We start from the raw sequence: 22,067 nt of genomic DNA, 5'->3' as shown, positions 1-22,067 counted from the left end.
AAACCTTAAGCGAGCGTTAAGCTTGTCCAGAAACCCGCCTTGATTGCGCTTTAGCTTTCCACATCCCGCCGAAGATGCGCAACAAAGAAGCCGTCGCCCGCCTCTCCCAACAGGAACTGATGCGAGAAGGCGACATGCCAGCCGGGGTGGCGCGCGCAAAAGCGCGTGATCCGGGCCTCGTTCTCATCCGGCAAGAGCGAGCAGGTCGCATAGGCGAGCATGCCCGCCGGGGCGACCATCGGCGCGGCGGCATCGAGAATCCGGTCCTGCTCCTTGGTCAGCGCCTCCAGCCGCTCTGGCGTGAACCGCCATTTCGCATCCGGGTCGCGCCGCCATGTCCCCGAGCCCGAGCAAGGCACATCGCAAAGCACCAAATCATAAGGCGCCCAACGGGCAAGGTCGGGCGTATCGACACAGCGCACCGCGACCCCGGCCCGCGCCGCACGCGGCGGCAGGTCGCGCATCCGCGCGGGGTTGATGTCATGGGCGAAAAATTCCGCCTCGACCCGACCGGCCAGCGCCAGCGTCTTGCCCCCACCGCCCGCGCAATAATCAAGCACTTTCATACCCTTGCGAAGCGGAATGCTCTCCATCGCCGATTGGCTGGACAGGTCCTGCAACTCGACCATCCCGGCCTCAAACGCGCGAGACCGGGCAATCGCCCGGGCGCCCGTCTCGACCCAAAGCGCCATCTCGGACGACGCAGAGGGGCGCACCACGATCGCGTCCTCGGCCAGCTGAGCAATCGCCGCCTCCCGCGTCGCCTTGCGCCCATTGACCCGCAGGAACACCGGCGCCCGGTGGCGCAGCGCCGCAAGCTGGGGCGCCAGCGCCGCCCCATAGCGCGCCTCGAGACCCGGCAAGAGCCAGTCGGGAAGCTCCGCAAACCCGGCCTCGGGCGGTGGCGCAGGCTCGGCCCGCTCCGCCGCACCCAGCACCGCAGGCGCATGTCGCTCACCGGTAAAGAACGCCTCCGGCGCCTCGCCGCGCGCCCGGATCAGCCCCAGCATCAGCGCGCGCCCGGTCTCGCCGCCGCCCAGATGGGCGCAAAGCCGCTTTTGCCGCAGCACGTCATAGACATGATCGCGCACCGCCGCGCGATCCTTCGACCCGGCATAGCGCGCCCCGCGCGCCCACGCCGTCAGCGCCTTTTCCGCGGCCTCACCGGCAAGAATGCGATCAAGACATTCCGCCGCCGCCTGAACCCGCGCATCAGGCCGCATCAGCCCATCCGGTAGTTCGAGCTTTCGCGGGTGATCTGCACATCATGGACATGCGATTCCTTGAGCCCGGCACCGCTGATCCTGACAAAGTGACAGTTGCGGCGCATGTCCTCGACCGTGGCACAGCCGGTATAGCCCATCGCCGCGCGCAACCCGCCCACGAGCTGATGAATCACCACGCTGGCCGATCCCTTGTAAGGCACCTGCCCCTCGACCCCTTCGGGCACGAGCTTGTCAGTCGCCGCGTCCTTCTGGAAATAGCGGTCGGCGCTGCCCCGCGCCATCGCGCCAAGGCTGCCCATACCGCGATAACTCTTGAAGCTGCGCCCCTGGTAAAGGATCACTTCGCCCGGGCTTTCGTCGGTCCCGGCGATCATGCTGCCCACCATCGCACAAGAGGCCCCCGCGGCAATCGCCTTGGCGAAATCGCCCGAGAACTTGATCCCGCCATCGGCGATGATCGGAACATCGCCCGCGGCCTCGACGCAATCCATGATCGCGGTCAGTTGTGGCACGCCCACGCCGGCCACGACCCGCGTGGTACAGATCGAGCCCGGCCCGATCCCCACCTTGATCGCATCCGCGCCCGCGCCGATGAGCGCGCGCGTGGCCTCACCGGTGGCGACGTTGCCGGCGATGATCTGCACCTCGTTCGACAGGCTCTTGGCGCGTTTCACCGCTTCCAGCACCCCCGCGGAATGGCCATGTGCGGTATCGACCACGACGATATCGCACCCCGCATCGATCAACGCTTCGGTCCGCTCGAACCCGGCATCGCCCACGCCGGTCGCCGCCGCCACCCTGAGCCGCCCGAGGCGATCCTTGCACGCCGTGGGATTGAGCACCGCCTGTTCCGTGTCCTTCAGCGTCAGCAAGCCGGTCAGCTTGCCCTTGCCGTCATGCACCAGCAATTTCTCGATCCGCCGCGCCCGCATCAGCGATTTCGCCTCGTCGAGATCGGCCGGTTCCGCCAGCATCGCCAGATCGTCGGTCGTCATGACCAGCTTTATCGGCGTGTCGTCGGACGTGGCGAAACGCATGTCGCGGTTGGTCACGATGCCCACGATATGGCCCCGCTCGTCCACCACCGGGAAGCCGGTGAAATTGTATCGCTCCACCAGCGCCCGCGCATCCGCGATGGTTTGATCGGCGCGCAGCGTGACCGGGTTATAGACGATCCCGCTTTCGAACCGCTTGACCCGGCGCACCTCGCGCGACTGCTCCTCGATATCGAGATTCTTGTGGATCACCCCCATGCCGCCGGCCTGTGCCATGGCAATCGCCATGCGGGCTTCGGTCACGGTATCCATGGCCGAACTCAGAAGCGGGATGTTGAGCGCGATGGATTTCGTCACATGGGTGCGCGTGTCGGCGGTGCTGGGCAACACGCTCGACGCCCCCGGAACAAGCAACACATCATCGAAGGTCAGGGCCTCACGAATCTCCATCAGGGCTCTCCATGGCTCGGGATCGTTTGGCGCTTCCCTATCGCATGGATGCGGGGCGGGGAAAACCCCAATTCCAGCCTTGCCCCCTGCCCCGAACCGCGCCACCCTCGCGATGACACGAGGAGAGATCTGCATGAGCACCCACGGTTACGAGTCCGGCCGCCTCAACCTGCCCTTCGTCGGCATCGCCACCTTCGCCAAGCGCCGCTACATCGAGGACTGGACGGAGATCGAAGCCGATATCGCCATCCTCGGCGCGCCCTTCGACTTCGGCACCCAGTGGCGCGCGGGCGCCCGCTTCGGCCCGCGCGCGGTGCGCGAGGCCAGCACGCTCTTCGCCTTCGGCCATGCCGGGGCCTATGATCACGAGGACGATTGCACCTACCTGCCCGGCTCGGTGCGCATGATCGACATGGGCGATGCCGACATCGTCCATACCGACACGGTGACATCCCACGCCAATATCGAGGTCGGCGTGCGCGCCGCGCTTGCCGCCGGTGCCCTGCCGGTGGTGATCGGCGGCGATCACTCGGTCAACATCCCCTGCATCAACGCCTTCGACGATCAGGGCGACATTCATATCCTCCAGATCGACGCCCATCTCGATTTCGTCGACGAACGCCACGGCGTGCGGTTCGGCCACGGCAACCCGATGCGCCGCGCCGCCGAAAAGCCCTATGTCACCGGCCTCACCCAGGTCGGCATCCGCAACGTGAGTTCCACCGCGAAAGAGGGCTATGACGATGCCCGCGCCATGGGCGCCGACATCCTCTCGGTGCGCCAGGCCCGCGCGCTCGGTCCCACGGCGCTGGCCGAACGCCTCCCCGCAGGCGCACGCGTCTATGTCACCCTAGATATCGACGCCTTCTGCCCCTCGATCGCCCCCGGCACCGGCACGCCCAGCCATGGCGGGTTCCTCTATTACGACGTGCTGGAACTCCTGCAACAGGTCGCCAGACGGCACGAGATCGTCGGCATCGACCTCGTCGAGGTCTCCCCCGATCACGACCCTTCGGGCTCCACCGCGATCCTCGCCGCACAGGTTCTGCTCAACTTTCTCGGCTTCATCTTCCACGCCCGCGGATTTCGCTGACCCGCCCTTCATCTTGCCCCAAATACTCCCGCCGGAGGCATCCACCCGCGCGCCCCGCGCCCATTGGTCGGAAAATGCCGCTCCCGGAAAAGATAATGCCGCTCTGCATCTTTTCCCCGACGGCAAAGCCCCTATTGTCTGGCCAACACCACAAGAGGCAGCCCCATGAGCAACGACCCCCTCGTCATCTTCACCCCGTCGGGCAAACGCGGCCGCTTTCCGGCGGGCACCCCGGTGCTGACCGCCGCGCGGCAACTGGGTGTCGATCTCGACTCGGTCTGCGGCGGGCGCGGCATCTGCTCGAAATGCCAGGTCACGCCCTCCTACGGCGAATTCTCCAAGCACGGGGTCACCGTCGCGCCCGACGCGCTGTCGGACTGGAACGCGGTCGAGGAACGCTATGACCAGAAACGCGGCCTCGCCAAGGGCCGCCGCCTCGGCTGTCAGGCGACGATCCAGCACGACGTGGTGATCGACGTGCCGCCCGAATCGCAGGTCCACAAACAGGTCGTGCGCAAACGCGCCGAGGCCCGCGACATCGTGATGAACCCCGCCGTGCGGCTTTATTATGTCGAGGTCGAGGAACCCGACATGCACGAGCCCTCGGGCGATCTCGAACGCCTGATCGCGGCGCTTGAAAACCAGTGGGGCATCAGGAATATCGAGGCCGATCTTCACATCCTGCCGCAACTTCAACCCATCCTGCGCAAGGGCGGCTGGCGGGTCACCGTCGCCCTGCACCAGGGCATGGGCGCGCCGCGCATCATGCATCTCTGGCCCGGCTTCTACGAAGGCACGCTCTATGGTCTTGCCGTCGATCTCGGCTCGACCACCATCGCCGCCCACCTGTGCGACCTGCGCTCGGGCGAGGTGGTGGCCTCCTCCGGGCTGATGAACCCGCAGATCCGCTTCGGCGAAGACCTGATGAGCCGGGTCTCCTACTCGATGATGAACCCCGGCGGCGCCGATGAGATGACCCGCGCGGTGCGCGAGGGCATGAACACGCTCTTCGAGCAGATCACCACCGAGGCCGGGATCGACCGCACCCTGATCATGGATTCGGTCTTCGTGATGAACCCGGTCATGCACCACCTTTTCCTGGGCATCGACGCCTACGAACTCGGCCAGGCGCCGTTCGCGCTCGCCACGTCGAACGCGCTCCACCTGCGCGCCTCGGATCTGGATCTCACCCTGCACCCGGCGGCCCGCACCTATATCCTGCCCTGCATCGCGGGCCATGTCGGCGCCGACGCCGCCGCCGTCACCCTCTCCGAGGCGCCCGACAAGTCCGAGGATCTGGTGCTGGTCGTCGATGTCGGCACCAATGCCGAGATCCAGCTTGGCAACAAGCACCGACTGCTCGCCTGCTCGTCGCCCACCGGCCCCGCCTTCGAGGGCGCCCAGATCAGCGCCGGACAACGCGCCGCCCCCGGCGCGATCGAACGGGTCGAGATCGACCCCATCACCAAGGACCCCCGCTTTCGCGTGATCGGCTGCGACCTCTGGTCCGACGATCCGGGCTTTGGCGCCGCCATCGCCGCCACCGGTATCACCGGCATCTGCGGCTCCGGCATCATCGAGGCCATCGCCGAAATGCGCATGGCGGGCATCGTCGATGCCTCCGGCCTGATCGGGTCGGCCGAACAGGTCGGCACCCAAAGATGCATCGCCGACGGGCGCACCCATTCCTATGTCCTCTGGCACGGCACCGAAGACAGCCCCCGGATCACCGTCACCAACCCCGATATCCGCGCCATCCAGATGGCCAAGGCCGCGCTCTATTCCGGTGCCCGGCTCCTGATGGACAAGCTCGGCGTCGACACCGTGGATCGGGTCGTTCTGGCCGGGGCCTTCGGCGCGCATATCTCGCCCAAGCACGCGATGGTGCTGGGCATGATCCCCGATTGCGTACTCGACAAGGTGACATCGGCGGGCAACGCCGCGGGCACCGGCGCGCGCATCGCCCTTCTCAACAGCGACACCCGCGCCGAGATCGAGGACACGGTGCGCCGGATCGAAAAGATCGAAACCGCCATCGAACCCCGCTTTCAAGAGCATTTCGTGAACGCCTCGGCCCTGCCCAATTCGTCCGAGCCTTTCCCCATCCTGAACTCGGTGGTTCCCCTGCCCGATGTCAGCTTCAACACCGGGGGCGACGACAGCGGTGGGCGCAGGCGACGGCGGCGCGGCTGATCCGCCCGCGCCCCGGGCATTCGCGCATTGCCTCCGCACGCCTCAGAACGCATCATGGCCGCGCAACGATCAACTCCGTGAACCCGGCCCCCATCCGAAAGGCAGACCCATGAACATCCACCGCGCAGGCTCGCGCCCCTCGGAACGCCCCAACCCCGATTACTTCACCGGCACCGTCCGTTTCGACCCCGTGATCTCGGCTGCCCCGCCCGCGCGCGTGGCCTCCCTTTCCGTCACGTTCGAGCCGGGCGCGCGCACCGCGTGGCACACCCACCCGTTCGGCCAGACCCTGATCGTCACCGCAGGCAAGGGCCGGATCGGCACCCGCACCGGCGACGTGCGCGAGATTTTCCCCGGCGATGTCATCTGGTTCGAACCGGGAGAAGAGCATTGGCACGGCGCCGCCCCCGATTGCGCCATGACCCATATCGCGATCCAGGAAAAAGACGGCGATCGCGCCGCCGACTGGCTCGAAAAGGTGTCAGACACCGATTACGGCACCGATCCCGCCTGACGCGCCGCGTTTGATCTGGAAACCCGGGGCAGGCAGGCCAGACTCCGTTCCGCTGCGACATGCCTTGAGATCGGGGCCATTGACGCCAGCGCCCGATCTCGTGCAAGCCCGGAGCAGGCCGGACACGGGCCGATAATAATAACGGCGGCGTATGAACCCCTCACCTAGCACATCCCCCGCGACCCGCGCGGGCCCCATCCCGCCCTGCCCGGTCTGTGCGGCCCCCGCCGCGCCGTTCCAGACGATCGGGAACCAGCGCTATCATCGCTGTCCCACCTGCCAGGCGCGCTTCCTCGCGCCCGCGCACCGGCCCACACTCGGGGACGAGCGCGCGCATTACCTCACCCATGAAAACCACCCCGACGATCCCGGCTATCGCCGGTTTCTGGACCGGCTGGCCACGCCCCTGCTGGCCCGGCTGGAACCCGGGGCGCATGGGCTCGATTATGGCTGCGGCCCCGGCCCGGCGCTGGCCGCCATGCTGCGCGAGGCCGGGCATGACGTGGCGCTTTACGATCCGTTCTTCGCCCCCGATCCCGCGCCGCTCGCCGACACCTATGACTTCGTGACCTGCACCGAGGCGGCCGAGCATTTCCACCACCCGGCCGAGGAGTTCGCCCGCCTGCGCGCGCTGCTCCGCCCGGGCGGCTGGCTCGCCATCATGACCTGCTTTCAGACCGATGACGACCGCTTCGCCAACTGGCGTTATCGCAAGGACCCGACCCACGTGGTGTTCTACCGCGAAGAAACCTTTCATCACCTTGCGCGGCACTGGGGCTGGTCCTGCGCGGTGCCACACAAAGATGTCGTGCTGATGCAGCGCCCGGGGGCCGCCACATGACCACATGGCACCACGAGGAACGGCTGCGCGCCGTGCAGGACGCGGTCGCGCGCCTTGCGCCCGCGCGCGTGGCCGATCTCGGGTGCGGCGATGGCGAACTCTTCCTGCGCCTCGCCGCCCTGCCCCTAGAGGCGCTGATCGGCCTCGACATCTGCCAGGTCTCGCTCGACCGGCTGCGCGAAAGACTGGCCAAACACCCCGTCAACGCCGCGCAGATCGAGCTGCGCCACGCCTCGATGACCGACCCGGCCCCCGATCTTGCCGGGTTCGATTGCGCCGTTCTCGTCGAGACCATCGAACATATCGACCCCGACCGCCTGTCCCGGCTCGAACGTGCAGTGTTTCACACGATGCGCCCGCAGACGGTCATCGTCACCACCCCCAATGCCGAGTTCAACCCCCTGCTCGGCGTGCCCGCGCACCGCTTTCGCCACCCCGATCACCGCTTTGAATGGAGCCGCGCGCGGTTTCGCCAATGGTGCGAGCGGGCCGGGCGCTCGGCGGGATATGACGTGGGTTTTCATGACATTGCCGGCGCCCATCCCCAGCTTGGCGGCGCCAGCCAGATGGCCATATTCAAAACCCGTGACCGGAACGAATAGCCCCGCGCGATGCACCGGCTCGGCGTGATCTGCCGCCACATGCGCCGCTCGCGTGCTATCCGCAACAATCGTGCCCCGCCTGAACCGGTGGACAGGGCACCGTGCCATAGGAACAAAACACACAGCAATCCCCGGGCCTCGGCTTGAGCACCGCACCACAGGACGCGCAGTCGTAAAACCACTGACAGGCATCCGTCGGCATGGTCTGCTCGCTGGCATGCCCGCAATGCGGACAGGTCAGGGTCGATCGCAGCTTGATTTCAACATCGCTCATCACGCTCACACCACGGTCACAAGGTAGTCGTTGATCCGGGCCTCGTCCAGCGCCCGTGCCCCCGGGGTCAACAAGGGCGTCAATCCTTGCGCCTCTTCCACCAGCGCCAGATCGGCAACACGTCCGCCGCCGCCACCGCCATGCCCAGCGGAAGCATCCAGAACCCGAGGATCGGCAGGAACCCGAGAACCCCGCCCGCCATCAGCACGAGCCCCGCCACCAGCCGAAGCCCCGGCGGAATGTGATCGCGGCTCCATTTACGTACCCGCCGGGCATAATCACGAAGCTGGGTGCGGCGATCCTTCTTTGCCATCGGCTACCTGAGAATATAGGGCTGCGCCAACCACGCCGACAGCGCGGCATTCACCGCCTCGGGCTGTTCGATCACCGGCGCATGGCCCGCGTCGGCCACGATCTCGAGATGCGCACCGGGGATCAGCTCGGCCATGAAGGTATGACGCTTGACCGGGGTCAGCCGGTCATGCTCGCCGCACAGCACCAGCGCGGGCACCTTGCATCTGCGCAGCACCGCCTGTTGATCCTTGCGCCGTTGCAGCGCCCGCACCTGCCGCAGGAACACCTCGGGCCCAAGGCTCTGCGCCATCTCGGCCATGAGCGCCATGACCTCCATCCGTCCCTGCCCCGGCGCAAACACCTCGGGCTTGAGAAACCCGCGCATCACCTCGTCGAGCCGCCCGGCCTTCACCCCCACGATCATCGGCTCGTACATCGCCGAGCTTTGCGGCGTCTCGGCCAGCGGGTTGGTGTCCATCAGCGCGATCCGCGTCACCCGGTCGGGCGCCCGCCGCAGCACCTCCATCGCGACAATCCCCCCCATCGACAGCCCGGCCAGCGCGAATTTCTGCGGCGCCCCGTCAAGGATGGTCGAGGCGATCTCCTCGATCCGCTCACCGCGCGTCGCACAGGCCACCGTGACCGAGCGCTCGCGGCTGAACGCCTCGATCTGCGGGGCGTAAAGCCGCGCATCACACATCATGCCCGGGATCAGAACCAGAGGTTCCTGCATGAGATTTCCTGCTCCTTCAACCTTGGTCGGACTCTGTCGATCTGGTCCGCCGCGTCAACCGGTTTCCCGTCGCCCCCCACCGCTCAGCCCTTTTTCGCCAGCAGCACCGAATGGCCCTGGCATCCCGGGTCTTCGGCCACGAAGGCGACAAGGTCCAGCCCTTCATCGGCAAGGATCGTACGGTATTCCCCGATTGCCAGGCTGGCGTGAAACACCGGCTCGCCCGCCACCTCGCCCCAGGCCTCGCCCGCCCCCGGCCCCACCGTAAGCATCAACGCGCCCCCGGGGGCGAGGTGCCGCGCCATCCGCGGCAACACCTCGCGCTGTTCCGCGCCGCCAAGATGAAAGAACGAGTTCCACGCCAGCACGCCGTCAAAGACCTCGCCTAGGTCCAGCGCCCGCATGTCGCCCTCTCGCCAGGTTGCCGCAGGAAACCGCGCCCGCGCGAGATCGAGCATCGCGGGCGCAAAATCCATGCCGGTCACATCGAAATCCAGCCCGATCAGGTATTCCGCCATCGGCCGCCCCGAGCCACAGCCGAGGTCAAGAACCCGCCCGCCGGCCGGCAGCAGGCCGCAGAACCGCTCGAGCCAGCCGCGCTCATGGAGCTGCGTGTCGCGCTCGCGGTCGAACCGTGCCGCGTTGCGCTGATAGACGCCCCACAGATCGCTCATGGCCCCGCCAACCCGCGAAACGCCGGGAAATCCGCATAACGCGCGCGCCGCTCCGATGGCCCCTCACCCGGGGCCGCACCGCGCCGCAACAGCGTGCCGCGCGGCGCGATGTAGGACGAGATCATCCGCCACGGCTCGGGCCGCCAACTGATGTTGAAGGCACAGAGCTTGGGAAAGAACCACAATTCGGAATAGGGCAGATGATCATGCAGCCACCACGCCAGGTCGCGCCAGTCACGCCCGCCCGCATAATGATCGGCAAACCACGGAATCACCACCGAGGCACCCGCAATCGCCTCCTCGCCGCGCCCGCGATCCCAGATATGGCACTCCTGGGGATAGTCATTGCGCGCGCAGTTCAAACCGTTCTCGTTGCCGAACCGGTTGAGCGTGGCCGAGCGATAGCCCGACCGCACCGCCACCCGCCCGAATGTTTCCTCCAGCGGATCGAGCAGCGCGGCACAGAACGCCTGCCCGTTCTCGATGGCGAGGTCGGGATCGTCGGGGATGTTCTGAAGCCCATGAAAATTGGCAATCTCCGAATAGAGAAACTCGCGCATGTAGAAATAGCGCGACAGCCGCACCCGGCCCAGCGTCTCAAGGCTCCACATGCTGCGCGGCTTGCGCATCCCGGCCCTCCCCCGCTTCATCTTGCGGCAAATACTCCGGGGGTGAAGGCGACAAAATGCCGGGCATTTTGCGCCGAAGGAGGCAGCGCCCCCCTTTCATCCGCCCCGGCCTGTCGCCTTGATCCCGGAAAGGCGCCCCTCAATACCCGTTCCAGCGAAACTCGCCGCGTTCCGACAGCGGCGAAAACGGGTTCCACGCCACTTCCCAGACATGGCCCTCGGGATCGGCGAAATAGCCCACGACTCCGCCCCAGAACACCTCGCCCGCCTCGCGCAGCACCTCGGCCCCCGCCGCGCGCGCCGCCGCGATGACCTGCGCCACCTCGTCCTTCTCGCGCGTGTTGCAGGCCAGCGTCGCCGCCCCGGTGCCAAGACGCTCGGGTGAAACCCCCATATCCTCGGCCAGCTTTTCCAGCGGATAAAGCCCGAGGCTCTGCCCGATCAGGTCGAACACCGCGATCCCGTCCGGGCTCTCGACCTTCTGCCACCCCAGCGCCTCGTAGAACGCCACCGCCCGGGGCAAATCGCGCACCCCCAGCGTGATCAGCGATACTCTCTGTTCCATCTTCATGCCCCCGCCCGTTCCAGAACATCCTCAAGCGCCGTCTCGATCACGTCAAGGCAGGTCTCGTCGGAAAACCGGTGATCGGCATCCTTGACCAGCGTGAGCCGCATATCCGGCCCCTCGGCATGATCGAGCAGGCGCACCGCCGTTGCGACCGGCACCGCCGTATCGTCCGTGCCTTGCAGGAACCGCACCGGAAACGGCAGCCGCAGGGGCGACCGCAGCACCAGCCGCGTGCGCCCGTCCTCGATCAACCGGCGGGTGATCACGTAAGGCTCCATGTAATCGCTGGGCAATTCCACGTGCCCCACGGATTCAAGCTGCACCTTTTGCGCGTCACTGAACCCGGCCCAGTATCCATCCTCGGTGAAATCCGGCGCCGCGGCGATCGTCACCATCCCCGCGATCCGCCCGGGCCGGGCCCGCGCCAGCAACAGCGCCTGCCAACCGCCCATGGACGAGCCCACCGGCAGCACCGGCCCCTCGGTCAGCGCATCCACCGCCGCCAGCGTGTCCTCGTGCCAATCACCGATACAGCCATCGGTGAAAGCCCCCGAACTTTCGCCATGCCCGGAATAGTCGAACCGCAGGAAGGCCCGGCCCTCGCGCTGCGCCCAGGCTTCGAGATGCAGCGCCTTGCTGCCCTCCATGTCGGATTTGAGCCCGCCACAGAACACCACCCAAGGGCCCCGCCCCGTGCTCCTGTGATAGGCCAGCCGCCGCCCCTGCGGCGTGTCGAGATACTCACTCATCGCAGCCTCCAACGCTCAGCTCGCGCATATCTAATCCGCTTCAAGCTCCTCGGCGAAATACTCCAGCAGGCCGGATTTCAAGATCTTGCCGGACGGCGCGGCCGGCAGCGCATCGGCCACCACGATCCGCACCGGCCGCTTGTAGGGCGCCAGCAGGTCATGCAGATACGCCTTCAGCGCCGCCTCGGTCAGCCCCGATTCCGGCACCGTGGTCACGAAGGCCACGACCTCCTCGTTGCCGCCCTCGATCCGGCGCCCCACGACCGCCGCGAGGATGACGTCCGGGTGCTCGGTCAGCACCGCCTCGATCTCGGCCGGGTAGATGTTGAACCCCGAATGGATGATCAACTCCTTGGTCCGCCCCACGATATGCAAGCGCCCATGCCGGTCGAACCGCCCCAGGTCGCCCGAGCGCAGCCACCCGTCCGAGGTCATCGCCGCCGCCGTCGCCTCGGGATCGCGGAAATATCCCAGCATCAGTTGCGGCCCGCCGATCTCGACCTCGCCGATTCCCTCGGCCGGGTTCGACCCCGGCGCGGTGGTGTTCACCCGCACTTCGCTGCCCAGCATCGGCACGCCGACCGAATTGTCGGGATCGCCGAGCTCGTTCTTGGTGGCACAGACCCCCGAGGAACTCTCGGTGAGCCCATAGCCGTTCTGCAAGGCGACACCATAGAAATCCTCGGCCTCGCGCTTCCACGCCGGATCGAGCGGCGCACCCCCCGACGAGGTGTAACGCAAGATCCCCGCCTCGTAGCGCTCGACCCCCTGCTTGCGGGCATAATGGAACAGTTGCGCATGCATCTGCGGCACCGCCGGCAGAACCGTGATATCGGTGCGCAGCGCCTCGAAGAGGCGCGCCACGTCGAACCGCGCCTCAAGCCGCACCGCCCCTTTCGACCGGGTGATCGCAAGGATCGTGGCCAACCCGAAAATATGGCTCATCGGCAGCGCGAGATAGGTCACGTCCTCGGCCACCAGGTCACGCAGATCCTCCGACGCCGCCGCGGAATTGAGCATCGCGGCATGCGACAGCATCGCCCCCTTCGGCATGCCGGTCGTGCCCGAGGTGTAAAGCAGGATCGCGATCTGGTGCTCGGGCGATTCGTGCACCGGCTCGGGCGTGGCCCCGTCGCGGCACAGGATCGCCACCGTCCCAGTGGGAAGCGGCACCTCCTCGGCACCCATCCGCTCGGCATGCTGACGCGGGGCCGGCCCGGTCGCGACCGTCATCACCGCCGCCGCCGCCTCGGAATGGCGCAGGATGCGGTCGATCTCGGGATCGGTCAGCCGCGCGTTCACCGGGCATGCAATCGCGTCCATCATCGAACAGGCATAGAGAAAGGCCACCATCGCCGCGCTGTTCTCGAGCACGATCACCACCCGGTCGCCCGGCTGCACGCCCCGGGCGATCAACGCATCCCGCGCCGCCTCGGCCCCGGCCTTGATCGCGGCCCAGTCATAGCTCCTGTCGTCATGGTCGATGATCCCAAGCTCGCTCCCACGCGCGCGCGCGGCGGCATTCAGCATCTGGTGTATGCGCTTCATAAGGGCCTCCCTTTGGCGCGATCCTGCCCTTTTGCGCGCGCGCTGTCACCACCGCGAGCAACGCCTTTCCGTAACGTCCGCGGAAAAATTCCGTTCGGCAGGAAAACACCGGCCAACACGCGGCCGCGGCCGGGTGCTCACACCGTCAGCGCCGGGCATTTCATCCCGCAACCTCGCCCCGGCCCGAAGCGACGCGCATCCCCACGAACGCACCCCGCCACAGAGCGGCGCCGCTTCTTCCTCAAAGGTTAACCTAGATCAGCAGCGCACATGATGCTTCGCGGCATACTGACCGAGGTTTTGCGTGACGACCTGGCAGTTCCTGTACAGGCCGCACCTTTGGAAGGACACGGACGATGGGCTATCATGGAAAGAAAATTGCAATCGGCGTTCTCTCGGTCTCGATCCTGGCAGGATGCACATATCCTGACGGGACCGCCAATCAACCCGGCACAGGTGCCATCGTCGGTGGTCTGACCGGCGCGGCGGCAGGGCAGATGATCGGGGGCGACACGCGCGGGGCCGTGATCGGCGGCGCGCTTGGTGCCGCTATCGGCGGGGCCGCCGGGGCGCACATGGCCGCACAAGAGCGCGAACTGCGCCAGTCCCTTGCCGGGAGCGGCGCGGCGATCACCAATACCGGCAGCGACCTGCGGGTCATCCTGCCGGAATCGGTAACCTTCCGCACCGGCTCATCTGTCGTCGATCCCGGCTTCCGGCCGGCATTGCAGGCGGTTTCAGACAGTTTGCAGCGCCATCCCGATTCCGCTGTCCGCGTTGTCGGCCATACCGACAATGTCGGGACCGCAGCCCTCAACAACCAGCTTAGCCAGGACCGCGCGCTGGCCGTGGCACGTGTGCTGATCGGCAACGGAACCAGCGCCAGCCGGGTCGTGGTTTCAGGGCGCGGCTTTCACGAGCCGATCGCCTCGAATGCCAGCAGTGCCGGGCGCGCCGAGAACCGCCGGGTTGAAATCGTGATCACGCCGACAGGCTGATCCGCCCTGCGACCTGTTGCCATGGAACGGGCCGGGATGATCCCGCGCCCGTTCCTTGCATTTCGGGGGCGCAACGCATGTGCGCAAAATCACCACAAGCAATAACCTGTATCAGTCCCGACCCCGCGCAAGCCCTCCATGGTGAGAGCAGGCGGCGCAAATTCTTGCTGTCGATTGTATGTTGCGAGTAAAGGCGAAGCACCGCAACGGCCTGAAACCTCGTATGGCCGAAAGCGGTGCTTCGTCATTTCGAACAGACCGGGGAAAAGAGATTCCTTGGGAATGCGGTCCATGCTCTCGGGTAACTGGCGATGCTTTATGCACCGGGCGTTTCCAATCCGACGCGACAGCCCCTAGCGCAGCAACGGCCCGTCCTGGTCCAGATAATCAAGGTCGAAATCCGCGAGCCTGGTCAACCCGGGCAAATCGTTGAAATCGACCCGCCCCTTCTGGAACGTCACCAACCCCTCTTCGCGCAGGTGGCGCAGCACGCGGTTCACATGGACCGCGCTCAGCCCCAGCGCATCGGCCAGATGATATTGCGTCAACGGGCAGTCAAAACCCGTCTTGTCGCCGGTGCCCACCAGCATCAACCTTGCCCCCAGTTCCAGCAAGAGATGCGCCATGCGCTCATCCGCCGAGCGGCGGCCGATGCTGACCAGATGCTCCACCACCATCGCCTCGTCGCGCGACGCCGCCCACAGGATGGCCGTGGCAAGGCGCGGCGCCGTGGCAAACCCGTCGAAAATGTCAGAGGCCAGAACCTCGGAGGCTTCGATCCGTGTCACGGCTTCGACGCTGTGATCCGTCGCGCGAAACAGGACGCTGCGCAGCCCCAGGAAATCCCCCGGAACCTGGAAATCCACGATCTGCCGCTCGCCATCGGGCAACATCTTGTAGGAACAGGCCCAGCCTTCGGCGAGGATGAACGCGGACTGGTGCTTTCCCCCTTCATGGATCAGTTCATGTCCCGCCTGAAACGTCCGCCTGCGCTGGTGAAAGCGGGCAAGTGTCTCCAGATCGTCGCCTGACAGGGCGACAAAGGCGGACAGCTTTCGCGTCAACGGGCTTTCATGGATCAACATATCGTTTTCCAACTGGGATCGACAGCGCGTCATGTGTCCTTTTCAAATAACCGGGAAACTTGTGCCTCATGCTGCTTTGTATCAGCCCGGCTTAACAGATCGCGCCTATGATCACGAGACGTTCCAACCTGTTCCTTCCCCTTCCAACAGAAAGCGAAGCCGCTCATGCCCGTCCCCAACGACGTTGCCGGAACCGCCGCTCTCTCGATTTGCGAGTCGCTGCTTCTGGCGCTGAACGACAGAAATATCCTCCCTGAAAACGAGATCGTGGGGGTTCTTCGCGATGCGGCGGCGGCACATGAGTTCGCCGATCATGCCGACCAGGCCGAAATGCACGCCGCGGTCTCGGCACTCATCAACGGAATCCTCGCGGGTGGCAATTCCGTGCGCCGCCGGTGAACGAGGTCTTTGGCCAAACATGGATCGCCCGGCAGCCCCATTCCCGTGATGCGTTGGCATCGAGATCGGTGCGGCCCCGTGCAAACCCCCGCTCAGGACCGGCCCAGACCCGCCGCGAAATACCCCCACCTGAAACACGGCAACAAGACCGGAGCCGGAAGCGCCGGTTCGCCTTGACCCCGCGTTCAAAGTAACCCCGCCGCAGGAGGGACACTGCGGCGGGGCCATCGGGCAGCGCCATCACCCCTTGCGCAGGGTATCTTTGGCCTTGCCGATCTGTTTTTGAAACTTGCTGTCTGCCTGGCTCGTCTTGCCTTCGGATGCGCGCGCCTTGTAATCGCTCTGGGGCTTGGCCCCTTTCGATCCGGTGCTGGCGGCTTTCTTCTTTCGGTTCTTTTCCATGCGTATCTTCCTTTCGCGGAGATCGTGAATGGTCGTGTGTCAGCCTGTGCGCAGGGCGTCTTTCACCTTGCCAAATGCCTTCTGAATGGCACCTTCGGCCTTCTTGATCTTGCCCTCGGCCTCAAGTTCGGGGTCGTCGGAAAGCTTGCCGAGGGTTTCCTTCGAGCTTCCCTCGACCTTTTTTGCGCTTCCCTTGATGCGGTCCTTGTCCATGTTCGGTGCTCCTTTCCAGAGTGTTTGGGACGTTGGGCAGGGCTTCGTCCTGCGGCGCGTCCCCGTGCGCCGTGCCGCCGGATGCGGCAGGCAATTTACGTTCGCCGCCCCAGCGCAAAGGCAGCGACGAACGCCACGAGCGGCAAGAATGGAAGCGTTGATCTGGCAACCGAAGTTGCAAGGGCAAGGTCGGCCTCGGCGCGGCTTTTCGCGTGGGCGATCCGTTGTGCTTGCCGTCGGGCAAGCACGCGACCGATCAGATGGGCGACCAGTGCCAGCAACGCAAAGACGGCGGCAAACACCAGCGCCGCGATCGGGTAACCGACCGTTTGGGCAAGCGCCACAAGCCCCGCCGACAGCAGCAAACCTGCCGCCACGATCGCGAGGATCGCCTTGGCGATCCCGGCTTTTGCCCGGTTTCCGATATCCCGCGACGTGGCTTGCAGGATATCCCGCACCGGCTCCCAAAACGCCAAGGTCATCTGCGCTCAGCCTTTCCGGGCAACCAGACCCAGAAGCAAGCCGATACCGGCGGCGATTCCCACCGCGGCGAGGGGATGCTCGGTCACCGTGTTGGTGGCCGTCCTGCGCGCGTCGCGCCCTGTCTGGCCGATCTGGCGACCGGCTTCGCCGATCCCGTCGGACACATCGTCCGAGACGGTGGCCATCAGTTTCGACACATCCGCCCGCAGGGTTTCGATCTGGTGGCTCAGGTCATCTGTATGCGGCGCGTCCTTGCGGGCTGCTGCGTTGGAAGTGCTCATGGCGTCTCTCCGAATAATTGTGATTGCGCCGGATAGTGCCGGGGCTCACGTCGCTTTTGCGTCTGGTCGCGCAGCTTGGCCGAGGCGTGACAGGGGCATCACAGGCGTCGATCCGCTCAACGCAAGCCGAGGAAACCCAAGACAAAAAGAATGATCACGATCAGGCCGACAATGTAGATAATCTTGTTCATTCACTTTCCACCTTTCGGCAGCGGACCGGATTTCGACCGCACTGATCCGATTAAACCGGTTTTCGGCAAGCCGGCCACAACATGGATCAGTCTCGCCCGCATCATCGAAGACGAACGGCCTTGGACAAGCGCAGCCCCGCTCAATCTGTGCCACTTGAAGTCATGTTCTGAATACTGATTTGCGTCAGCCCATGACCTGCGCAGCTCTGGCATCGTGCAATTCAGCGACCGAATCTTCGCTCGCAAAGCAGCTCTCCGGACATCGGAAAAGCACCTGGCGGCCCATCTCATGGTCTGCCGAACGGACATGCCGTTCCGATAACCCCGGATAGCAACAAAGGACAATATCATGTCTATGACATTCAAACTGGGCGCGACCGTGACGGGTCTGCTTCTTGCCTCAACTGCGTTTGCCGAAACATCGGCGACCGCTTTCACTGACCTGAACCTGCGCGCAGGCCCCGGCGTGTCTTACGAGATCGTCGACGTGATCCCGACCTCGCAGGCGGTGAAGGTCGATGGGTGTCTCGAAGCCTCCAACTGGTGCCGCGTGTCCTATGGCGACAGCAGCGGCTGGGCGTCGGGTGATTATCTGACGGCCATGGTCGCATCACCGATCTATGCCAACCGCGAGCGGCTGGCGGTCGAGACCATCACGTATGAGAAAGACCCTGATTCCGCGATCGGCGGCAGCGTGACCGGCGCACTTGCCGGTGCCATTCTTGGCGGCCCCGTCGGTGCTGTGATCGGTGCCGGTCTCGGTGCTGGCCTCGGTGCGGTGGTTGCGCCCGACGAACGCGTCACGACCTATGTGCGGGAAAACCCGCTCGATCCGGTCTATCTTGACGGCGAGGTCGTTGTCGGCGCGGGTATTCCCGAAACGGTGAAGCTGGCCGAGGTTCCCGAGAGCGAGTATCACTATGCCTATGTCAACGGCACGCGGGTTCTTGTCGAGCGTGAACAGCGCCGGGTGATTCATATCGTTCGGTGAGCTTGCACGGCAAAAGGCGGATCCGATAACCACGGGTCTGCACTCACGATGAAAGGCGGCCCGATCAACCGGGCCGCCTTTTCCTTTGCAAATGATCGCCGATGGCGATGGTGTGATCGCGCCCGCCCCGAGAGGTGGCGTTCAGTAGGGCTGCACCAGTGCCGTGATCCGGCGAACCGCAACGCGGCGGTTCTGGCGTTCGGCGGTCTGGGTCGGGATTTTCAGGAAACTCTCGCCATATCCCTGAACAATGATGTTCTCGGCCTTGACGCCGAAATATTCACCAAAGGCCCGCGCCACGGATTCCGCGCGCCGGTCCGACAAAAGCAGGTTGTGACCCTGGCTGCCAATCGCGTCGGTATGACCCTCGACAAGAAACAGCTCGGTGGGTTCGTCGCGAATGAGATCGCGCATCAATAGCCCCATCTTGCGCAACTGCTCTGCCTGCGCGGGGGGGATGGCCGAGGAATCCGTCTCGAAGGTGATGCCGCCGAGATTGATTTCCGGCGCCAGCTCACGCACCTGGACGATGTCACGAACCTGTCGCAGGCTGAAACTGCGACCGATATCGCGCTCATCCGCCGCAAGCAGGGCCTGCCGCAGCGTGTCGCGGTCTGTGGCAGTCTGGTAATCGACGGTTTGGCGGATCGGCGGTGGAAGGTCGCGAATGATCACCGGTTGAACGTCGCGGGTGTCGTCGATCAGCAGGTATTCACGACCATCGGGTTCGACGCGCATACGCCGGAGCGCGCGGCCATTGGCATCGCGCACCGTAACGATGGTGGTGCCATCGTCGCGGGTGACCACGGTTCGGGTCGATCCGTCGGCAAAACGTTCGGTGCGCACTTCCGAACCGGGGGTGCGCAGCAAGGCGTCATCATCCTTCAGCACACTGTAGGCGCCGTCATCGTCCACCACGATCACCCGGTCGCCGGTGCGCGATGCAACGCGTTGCCCGTTCGACAAGAGCGCCCCGACCACGACCGCACCCAGTGCAAGCAGGCCCGCGCGCTCAAGATCGCTCATGCCGCTGTCAGCCGTGGCGCTGGCCTCGGGGGCTTCTCCGTCAGTGTCGGGCGCGGGATCTGACTGTTCCGCCTGGCTTTCGTCACGAAACTCTTCGCTGCTGGACCGGCTCGTCTGCTCGGTGAGAACCTCCGACGTCACCTCGTCCGGCGTTCCGGTTTCGGCTTCCGCACCGGCCATGGTCGCCGCGGCTGCCTCCTCCGCCAGCGCGTCGGCCGCCGCTTGTGCGGCCGCATCAGCATCCGCCTCGGCGGCTGCGCGGGCGGCTTCGTCGGCCTCTGCTTGAGCCTCGGCCTCTGCCTCGACTTTGGCTTCCGCCTCTTCCGCAGCTTGAGCCTCCGCCTCATCCTCAGCTTTGGCCTCTGCCTCGGCTGCTGCCTCAGCCTCTTCCTCAGCTTGAGATTCTGCCTCAGCCTCGGCCTCTGCCGCAACTTCGGCTTCTGCCTCAGCCTCGGCCTCCGCCTCAACTTGAGCCTCTGCCTCAGCGGCTTCTTCCGCTCTCAGGGTGTCTTGCGCATGAGCCTCTGTTGCCAGGCCCGGCGCAAGCTCGATCGCGTCGCCCGATTCCGCCGCGGCTTCAAGCTCCTCGATGAAAAGCCCACACGCCTGCCCATCGGTTATCCCCGCTTCTGCACAGATTTCTTCGGGCGCGCGCGACGCCGCCATTTGGTTGAGCCAACGCATCCCGCGCTGATCGCCAACCTCGCTCGATTGCTGGCCCTGGCCGGATTGCGCGAGCACCGGAACCGGCTGAATCAACGAGAGCACGACCACGATGGCCGTGGTCGATCTGAGTGAGTTCTGTTTCATATCTGGGTCCAATTCGGGGTTTGAAAGCCTGAGAATGCGGTGATGATCGCGAAAGCGCCGGGCGCGGAACTGGGCGGACGGCCGCTCCGTCAGCCGTCAGGGCGGCTGGTTCGATCCTTGTTGCAGGATACGACGAATCGATCTCGATCGGACTGATCAAGGTCAGTGTCGCAGCGGGGAAACCGGATATGCTGCTCTCGCGATGTCCTGACAGCGGGCATTTCGTTTGCAAATGGCCTGGCGGCATTCATCGCCAGCCCCCGTTTCACGCCCTCAAAAGGAAAGCATAATGTCTCAATCACGCATCATCGGTCTGGTCGTCCTCGCCATTGGCGGGGTGCTGCTGTTTTTCGCGTGGCGCGCATCGGCGGCGCCGGTCGAGCAGGTGTCCGAGGCCCTGACCGGGCGCTATTCGGGCGATACGATGTGGTATCTGCTGGCTGGTGTCGCTGGCGTTGTCGCCGGAGCCGCGATGCTCTTGCGCGATGCGCTGCGGGCGTGACCGATCGCCTTCGCGGTTCGGGCTGACCGCTTGAAGCCATGGTGCAGCAGGGCAGTCATGCAACAGGCGTGAACTGGTGTCGATCCCGGTCACCCGCCAGCCGGCATTGGCTGGTAAGCGCCGCAACAGGGCGTCTGTTCAAGGTGCCAAAAGGTGGTCTTCTGCAAGCGCCGTCATCTTCGGGCTTATGCTGCTCCTGCCCGGCGGTCACATCAGTCCCCGGTTCCGTCAGTCCCCAGGATGAAGGTCTGCACCAGAAGCAGAGCCACGAGCAGGATCGCAAAGATCGGGCCGAATCCCAACGCCTTTGCACCGGATGGCGGGGCAGTTCCCTCCCCACCCTTCTGGCCCTGTGCTTTCGGAAGCAGGCCGACAAGCCGTGGAATGGTTGCGCCCGGATCGCGCCCGAGCGAGGGGACATCGTAAAACCGCGCCAGCACCCCTTCAAGACGGCTGCGCGCGCCCTCGCTCGACAGGGCGGACAGGTCGGCGGCTTCGTCCCATGGGTCGAGACCAAGACGCGCAAGGGCAGACAGGACACTGACGCTGTTTCCGGCGCGGTCCTGACCGAGATCGGCATAGAGGAAACCATCGAACGCGGTTCCCCCGTGACGGAGATAATCCATTCTGGACATGTGTCTTGTCCTTTCTCAGGAACGTGGGGCTGCACATCCGGTCAGACTCGATCCGACCAGACGCGGGGCACGGGATCATTCAACCGTGTTCACCCCATCATAGGCCACCGCACCCGGCGTGCCGCTGATACAGATCAGCGTGCCCTCGGCGGTGGTCCGTCGCATCCCCGTGATTGAAACCCCGCTAACACCGATCAGTATCGAGCGCGGCCCGGGGGTGTAGGGTTCAAGCCAAGCTCAAGGCCAAGCGCCACCCGGCGGACGCGCGCAATTCCGCGCGGGCCTTGCATAGAACCCAAGTTCCAAGGAAATCGGACATGCCCCTTATCAACCTGATCATCACGCTTATCATCGTCGGCGTTCTGCTGTGGCTGGTGAACACCTACATTCCGATGGATCACAAGATCAAATCCATCCTGAACGTCGTCATCGTGATCGCGGTTATCCTGTGGCTCCTGAGCGCCTTCGGCATTCTTGGCGGCATGGGCGGAATGCGGATTGGCGGTTAAGGCAACGGCGCAAACCACCGGGGCAATTGCCCCGACCGGGCCGACTACCCCGGCAAACCTGCCCCTACCCCATCCCGACCCAGCCACATCACGCCTCGACCCGCGCCTTCCCGGGTGCGCCCTGCCCCAGCTGAAGCACCGGCCCCACGCGGGCCGCCC

At 65.4% G+C, this 22,067-nt stretch carries 27 protein-coding genes; 10 read left to right on the top strand and 17 right to left on the bottom strand.

The genetic code is table 11. From position 1 onward, the window contains the following. Window positions 1-50: 50 nt before the first annotated feature. Window positions 51-1,223 (bottom strand): RsmB/NOP family class I SAM-dependent RNA methyltransferase, encoded by a 1,173-nt coding sequence (locus FLO80_RS00595; protein WP_111362258.1) that lies wholly within the window; start codon window positions 1,221-1,223, stop codon window positions 51-53. Continuing rightward, on the bottom strand, window positions 1,223-2,671 hold the full coding sequence (gene guaB, locus FLO80_RS00590) for an IMP dehydrogenase (protein ID WP_111362259.1): 1,449 nt from the start codon (window positions 2,669-2,671) through the stop codon (window positions 1,223-1,225). Before guaB ends, FLO80_RS00595 begins: the two co-directional genes overlap by 1 nt. 133 nt (window positions 2,672-2,804) lie before the next feature. Here guaB and FLO80_RS00585 point away from each other — a divergent pair, with 133 nt between their 5' ends. The 5 genes from FLO80_RS00585 to FLO80_RS00565 all read left to right on the top strand — a co-directional run bounded on the left by FLO80_RS00585 (window position 2,805) and on the right by FLO80_RS00565 (window position 7,914). Beyond that, window positions 2,805-3,764, top strand: coding sequence for an agmatinase (locus tag FLO80_RS00585; RefSeq protein WP_111362260.1), 960 nt, complete (start codon window positions 2,805-2,807; stop codon window positions 3,762-3,764). Between the two features lie 165 nt (window positions 3,765-3,929). Next, window positions 3,930-5,957, top strand: coding sequence for an ASKHA domain-containing protein (locus FLO80_RS00580; protein WP_111362261.1), 2,028 nt, complete (start codon window positions 3,930-3,932; stop codon window positions 5,955-5,957). Window positions 5,958-6,066: 109 nt separating this feature from the next. Next, on the top strand, window positions 6,067-6,471 hold the full coding sequence (locus FLO80_RS00575; RefSeq protein ID WP_111362262.1) for a (R)-mandelonitrile lyase: 405 nt from the start codon (window positions 6,067-6,069) through the stop codon (window positions 6,469-6,471). A gap of 151 nt (window positions 6,472-6,622) precedes the next feature. Further along, a complete protein-coding gene (locus FLO80_RS00570) occupies window positions 6,623-7,312 on the top strand; it encodes a class I SAM-dependent methyltransferase (RefSeq protein WP_111362263.1) in 690 nt (229 codons plus the stop codon). Next, window positions 7,309-7,914 carry a methyltransferase domain-containing protein gene (locus FLO80_RS00565; protein ID WP_111362264.1) on the top strand — a complete coding sequence of 202 codons (606 nt, stop codon included), beginning with the start codon at window positions 7,309-7,311 and terminating at the stop codon, window positions 7,912-7,914. The genes FLO80_RS00570 and FLO80_RS00565 overlap by 4 nt, the downstream gene beginning before the upstream one ends. A gap of 55 nt (window positions 7,915-7,969) precedes the next feature. Here FLO80_RS00565 and FLO80_RS23125 read toward each other — a convergent pair whose 3' ends face one another. The 8 genes from FLO80_RS23125 to FLO80_RS00525 form a co-directional block, all read right to left on the bottom strand. Beyond that, on the bottom strand, window positions 7,970-8,188 hold the full coding sequence (locus FLO80_RS23125; protein ID WP_111362265.1) for a GDCCVxC domain-containing (seleno)protein: 219 nt from the start codon (window positions 8,186-8,188) through the stop codon (window positions 7,970-7,972). A gap of 79 nt (window positions 8,189-8,267) precedes the next feature. Beyond that, window positions 8,268-8,501: a hypothetical protein gene (locus tag FLO80_RS00555; protein WP_111362266.1), complete on the bottom strand. Its 234-nt coding sequence runs from the start codon at window positions 8,499-8,501 to the stop codon at window positions 8,268-8,270. A gap of 3 nt (window positions 8,502-8,504) precedes the next feature. Then, a complete protein-coding gene (locus tag FLO80_RS00550) occupies window positions 8,505-9,215 on the bottom strand; it encodes an alpha/beta fold hydrolase (RefSeq protein ID WP_111362267.1) in 711 nt (236 codons plus the stop codon). Between the two features lie 83 nt (window positions 9,216-9,298). Beyond that, the gene (locus FLO80_RS00545; protein ID WP_111362268.1) at window positions 9,299-9,889 is read right to left on the bottom strand and encodes a class I SAM-dependent methyltransferase; all 591 of its coding nucleotides are present in this window, start codon (window positions 9,887-9,889) and stop codon (window positions 9,299-9,301) included. Then, window positions 9,886-10,500 (bottom strand): hypothetical protein, encoded by a 615-nt coding sequence (locus FLO80_RS00540; RefSeq protein ID WP_111362403.1) that lies wholly within the window; start codon window positions 10,498-10,500, stop codon window positions 9,886-9,888. Before FLO80_RS00540 ends, FLO80_RS00545 begins: the two co-directional genes overlap by 4 nt. 157 nt (window positions 10,501-10,657) lie before the next feature. Further along, entirely contained in the window at window positions 10,658-11,083 is a 426-nt protein-coding gene (locus FLO80_RS00535; RefSeq protein ID WP_111362269.1) for a VOC family protein, read from the bottom strand. A gap of 2 nt (window positions 11,084-11,085) precedes the next feature. Continuing rightward, window positions 11,086-11,835, bottom strand: a complete 750-nt coding sequence (locus tag FLO80_RS00530; RefSeq protein ID WP_111362270.1) for an alpha/beta fold hydrolase — start codon at window positions 11,833-11,835, stop codon at window positions 11,086-11,088. 30 nt (window positions 11,836-11,865) lie between these two features. After that, the gene (locus FLO80_RS00525) at window positions 11,866-13,383 is read right to left on the bottom strand and encodes a class I adenylate-forming enzyme family protein (RefSeq protein ID WP_111362271.1); all 1,518 of its coding nucleotides are present in this window, start codon (window positions 13,381-13,383) and stop codon (window positions 11,866-11,868) included. Window positions 13,384-13,739: 356 nt separating this feature from the next. Here FLO80_RS00525 and FLO80_RS00520 point away from each other — a divergent pair, with 356 nt between their 5' ends. Then, window positions 13,740-14,381: a YiaD family glycine zipper/OmpA-like lipoprotein gene (locus FLO80_RS00520; protein WP_111362272.1), complete on the top strand. Its 642-nt coding sequence runs from the start codon at window positions 13,740-13,742 to the stop codon at window positions 14,379-14,381. Between the two features lie 353 nt (window positions 14,382-14,734). On the opposite strand, the gene FLO80_RS00515 is transcribed toward FLO80_RS00520, so the two are convergent. Then, window positions 14,735-15,466 (bottom strand): Crp/Fnr family transcriptional regulator, encoded by a 732-nt coding sequence (locus FLO80_RS00515; RefSeq protein WP_111362273.1) that lies wholly within the window; start codon window positions 15,464-15,466, stop codon window positions 14,735-14,737. 165 nt (window positions 15,467-15,631) lie between these two features. Between FLO80_RS00515 and FLO80_RS00510 the strand changes: the two genes are divergently transcribed. Beyond that, window positions 15,632-15,865, top strand: a complete 234-nt coding sequence (locus tag FLO80_RS00510) for a hypothetical protein (RefSeq protein WP_111362274.1) — start codon at window positions 15,632-15,634, stop codon at window positions 15,863-15,865. 240 nt (window positions 15,866-16,105) lie between these two features. Here the strand turns inward: FLO80_RS00510 and FLO80_RS22790 are convergent, their stop codons facing one another. The 4 genes from FLO80_RS22790 to FLO80_RS00495 form a co-directional block, all read right to left on the bottom strand. Continuing rightward, the gene (locus FLO80_RS22790; RefSeq protein ID WP_188078181.1) at window positions 16,106-16,267 is read right to left on the bottom strand and encodes a hypothetical protein; all 162 of its coding nucleotides are present in this window, start codon (window positions 16,265-16,267) and stop codon (window positions 16,106-16,108) included. Between the two features lie 39 nt (window positions 16,268-16,306). After that, window positions 16,307-16,480, bottom strand: a complete 174-nt coding sequence (locus FLO80_RS00505; protein ID WP_111362275.1) for a CsbD family protein — start codon at window positions 16,478-16,480, stop codon at window positions 16,307-16,309. Window positions 16,481-16,575: 95 nt separating this feature from the next. Beyond that, complete coding sequence (locus tag FLO80_RS00500) at window positions 16,576-16,962, bottom strand: hypothetical protein (RefSeq protein WP_111362276.1); 387 nt, start codon at window positions 16,960-16,962, stop codon at window positions 16,576-16,578. Window positions 16,963-16,968: 6 nt separating this feature from the next. Continuing rightward, on the bottom strand, window positions 16,969-17,244 hold the full coding sequence (locus FLO80_RS00495; RefSeq protein WP_111362277.1) for an ElaB/YgaM/YqjD family protein: 276 nt from the start codon (window positions 17,242-17,244) through the stop codon (window positions 16,969-16,971). A 540-nt stretch (window positions 17,245-17,784) separates the two neighbouring features. Between FLO80_RS00495 and FLO80_RS00490 the strand changes: the two genes are divergently transcribed. After that, on the top strand, window positions 17,785-18,426 hold the full coding sequence (locus FLO80_RS00490; RefSeq protein ID WP_246156494.1) for a DUF1236 domain-containing protein: 642 nt from the start codon (window positions 17,785-17,787) through the stop codon (window positions 18,424-18,426). Window positions 18,427-18,567: 141 nt separating this feature from the next. Here the strand turns inward: FLO80_RS00490 and FLO80_RS00485 are convergent, their stop codons facing one another. Further along, window positions 18,568-20,262, bottom strand: coding sequence for an OmpA family protein (locus tag FLO80_RS00485; protein ID WP_111362279.1), 1,695 nt, complete (start codon window positions 20,260-20,262; stop codon window positions 18,568-18,570). A 289-nt stretch (window positions 20,263-20,551) separates the two neighbouring features. Here FLO80_RS00485 and FLO80_RS00480 point away from each other — a divergent pair, with 289 nt between their 5' ends. Further along, entirely contained in the window at window positions 20,552-20,764 is a 213-nt protein-coding gene (locus tag FLO80_RS00480; protein ID WP_111362280.1) for a DUF3185 family protein, read from the top strand. Window positions 20,765-20,976: 212 nt separating this feature from the next. Here the strand turns inward: FLO80_RS00480 and FLO80_RS00475 are convergent, their stop codons facing one another. Next, window positions 20,977-21,399 carry a hypothetical protein gene (locus FLO80_RS00475; protein ID WP_146610997.1) on the bottom strand — a complete coding sequence of 141 codons (423 nt, stop codon included), beginning with the start codon at window positions 21,397-21,399 and terminating at the stop codon, window positions 20,977-20,979. A 317-nt stretch (window positions 21,400-21,716) separates the two neighbouring features. Between FLO80_RS00475 and FLO80_RS00470 the strand changes: the two genes are divergently transcribed. Next, on the top strand, window positions 21,717-21,908 hold the full coding sequence (locus FLO80_RS00470) for a Thivi_2564 family membrane protein (RefSeq protein ID WP_111362282.1): 192 nt from the start codon (window positions 21,717-21,719) through the stop codon (window positions 21,906-21,908). The last annotated feature ends 159 nt before the right edge of the window (window positions 21,909-22,067 follow it).

This window comes from Aquicoccus porphyridii (genome assembly GCF_008369105.1).
Lineage (GTDB): Bacteria > Pseudomonadota > Alphaproteobacteria > Rhodobacterales > Rhodobacteraceae > Aquicoccus > Aquicoccus porphyridii.
This window is presented reverse-complemented; position numbering and strand designations above follow the sequence as displayed.

Excerpts from the sequence above, each read along its gene's own strand:
- FLO80_RS00525 (WP_111362271.1), bottom strand. The coding sequence starts at position 13,383 with ATGAAGCGCATACACCAGATGCTGAATGCCGCCGCGCGCGCGCGTGGG.
- FLO80_RS00595 (WP_111362258.1), bottom strand. The coding sequence starts at position 1,223 with ATGCGGCCTGATGCGCGGGTTCAGGCGGCGGCGGAATGTCTTGATCGC.
- FLO80_RS00570 (WP_111362263.1), top strand. The coding sequence starts at position 6,623 with ATGAACCCCTCACCTAGCACATCCCCCGCGACCCGCGCGGGCCCCATC.
- FLO80_RS00505 (WP_111362275.1), bottom strand. The coding sequence starts at position 16,480 with ATGGACAAGGACCGCATCAAGGGAAGCGCAAAAAAGGTCGAGGGAAGC.
- FLO80_RS00535 (WP_111362269.1), bottom strand. The coding sequence starts at position 11,083 with ATGGAACAGAGAGTATCGCTGATCACGCTGGGGGTGCGCGATTTGCCC.
- FLO80_RS00520 (WP_111362272.1), top strand. The coding sequence starts at position 13,740 with ATGGGCTATCATGGAAAGAAAATTGCAATCGGCGTTCTCTCGGTCTCG.
- FLO80_RS00530 (WP_111362270.1), bottom strand. The coding sequence starts at position 11,835 with ATGAGTGAGTATCTCGACACGCCGCAGGGGCGGCGGCTGGCCTATCAC.
- guaB (WP_111362259.1), bottom strand. The coding sequence starts at position 2,671 with ATGGAGATTCGTGAGGCCCTGACCTTCGATGATGTGTTGCTTGTTCCG.
- FLO80_RS00545 (WP_111362268.1), bottom strand. The coding sequence starts at position 9,889 with ATGAGCGATCTGTGGGGCGTCTATCAGCGCAACGCGGCACGGTTCGAC.
- FLO80_RS00585 (WP_111362260.1), top strand. The coding sequence starts at position 2,805 with ATGAGCACCCACGGTTACGAGTCCGGCCGCCTCAACCTGCCCTTCGTC.
- FLO80_RS00555 (WP_111362266.1), bottom strand. The coding sequence starts at position 8,501 with ATGGCAAAGAAGGATCGCCGCACCCAGCTTCGTGATTATGCCCGGCGG.
- FLO80_RS00485 (WP_111362279.1), bottom strand. The coding sequence starts at position 20,262 with ATGAAACAGAACTCACTCAGATCGACCACGGCCATCGTGGTCGTGCTC.
- FLO80_RS00550 (WP_111362267.1), bottom strand. The coding sequence starts at position 9,215 with ATGCAGGAACCTCTGGTTCTGATCCCGGGCATGATGTGTGATGCGCGG.
- FLO80_RS23125 (WP_111362265.1), bottom strand. The coding sequence starts at position 8,188 with ATGAGCGATGTTGAAATCAAGCTGCGATCGACCCTGACCTGTCCGCAT.
- FLO80_RS22790 (WP_188078181.1), bottom strand. The coding sequence starts at position 16,267 with ATGGAAAAGAACCGAAAGAAGAAAGCCGCCAGCACCGGATCGAAAGGG.
- FLO80_RS00495 (WP_111362277.1), bottom strand. The coding sequence starts at position 17,244 with ATGAGCACTTCCAACGCAGCAGCCCGCAAGGACGCGCCGCATACAGAT.
- FLO80_RS00475 (WP_146610997.1), bottom strand. The coding sequence starts at position 21,399 with ATGTCCAGAATGGATTATCTCCGTCACGGGGGAACCGCGTTCGATGGT.
- FLO80_RS00510 (WP_111362274.1), top strand. The coding sequence starts at position 15,632 with ATGCCCGTCCCCAACGACGTTGCCGGAACCGCCGCTCTCTCGATTTGC.
- FLO80_RS00470 (WP_111362282.1), top strand. The coding sequence starts at position 21,717 with ATGCCCCTTATCAACCTGATCATCACGCTTATCATCGTCGGCGTTCTG.
- FLO80_RS00490 (WP_246156494.1), top strand. The coding sequence starts at position 17,785 with ATGTCTATGACATTCAAACTGGGCGCGACCGTGACGGGTCTGCTTCTT.
- FLO80_RS00515 (WP_111362273.1), bottom strand. The coding sequence starts at position 15,466 with ATGTTGATCCATGAAAGCCCGTTGACGCGAAAGCTGTCCGCCTTTGTC.
- FLO80_RS00500 (WP_111362276.1), bottom strand. The coding sequence starts at position 16,962 with ATGACCTTGGCGTTTTGGGAGCCGGTGCGGGATATCCTGCAAGCCACG.
- FLO80_RS00565 (WP_111362264.1), top strand. The coding sequence starts at position 7,309 with ATGACCACATGGCACCACGAGGAACGGCTGCGCGCCGTGCAGGACGCG.
- FLO80_RS00580 (WP_111362261.1), top strand. The coding sequence starts at position 3,930 with ATGAGCAACGACCCCCTCGTCATCTTCACCCCGTCGGGCAAACGCGGC.
- FLO80_RS00540 (WP_111362403.1), bottom strand. The coding sequence starts at position 10,500 with ATGTGGAGCCTTGAGACGCTGGGCCGGGTGCGGCTGTCGCGCTATTTC.
- FLO80_RS00480 (WP_111362280.1), top strand. The coding sequence starts at position 20,552 with ATGTCTCAATCACGCATCATCGGTCTGGTCGTCCTCGCCATTGGCGGG.
- FLO80_RS00575 (WP_111362262.1), top strand. The coding sequence starts at position 6,067 with ATGAACATCCACCGCGCAGGCTCGCGCCCCTCGGAACGCCCCAACCCC.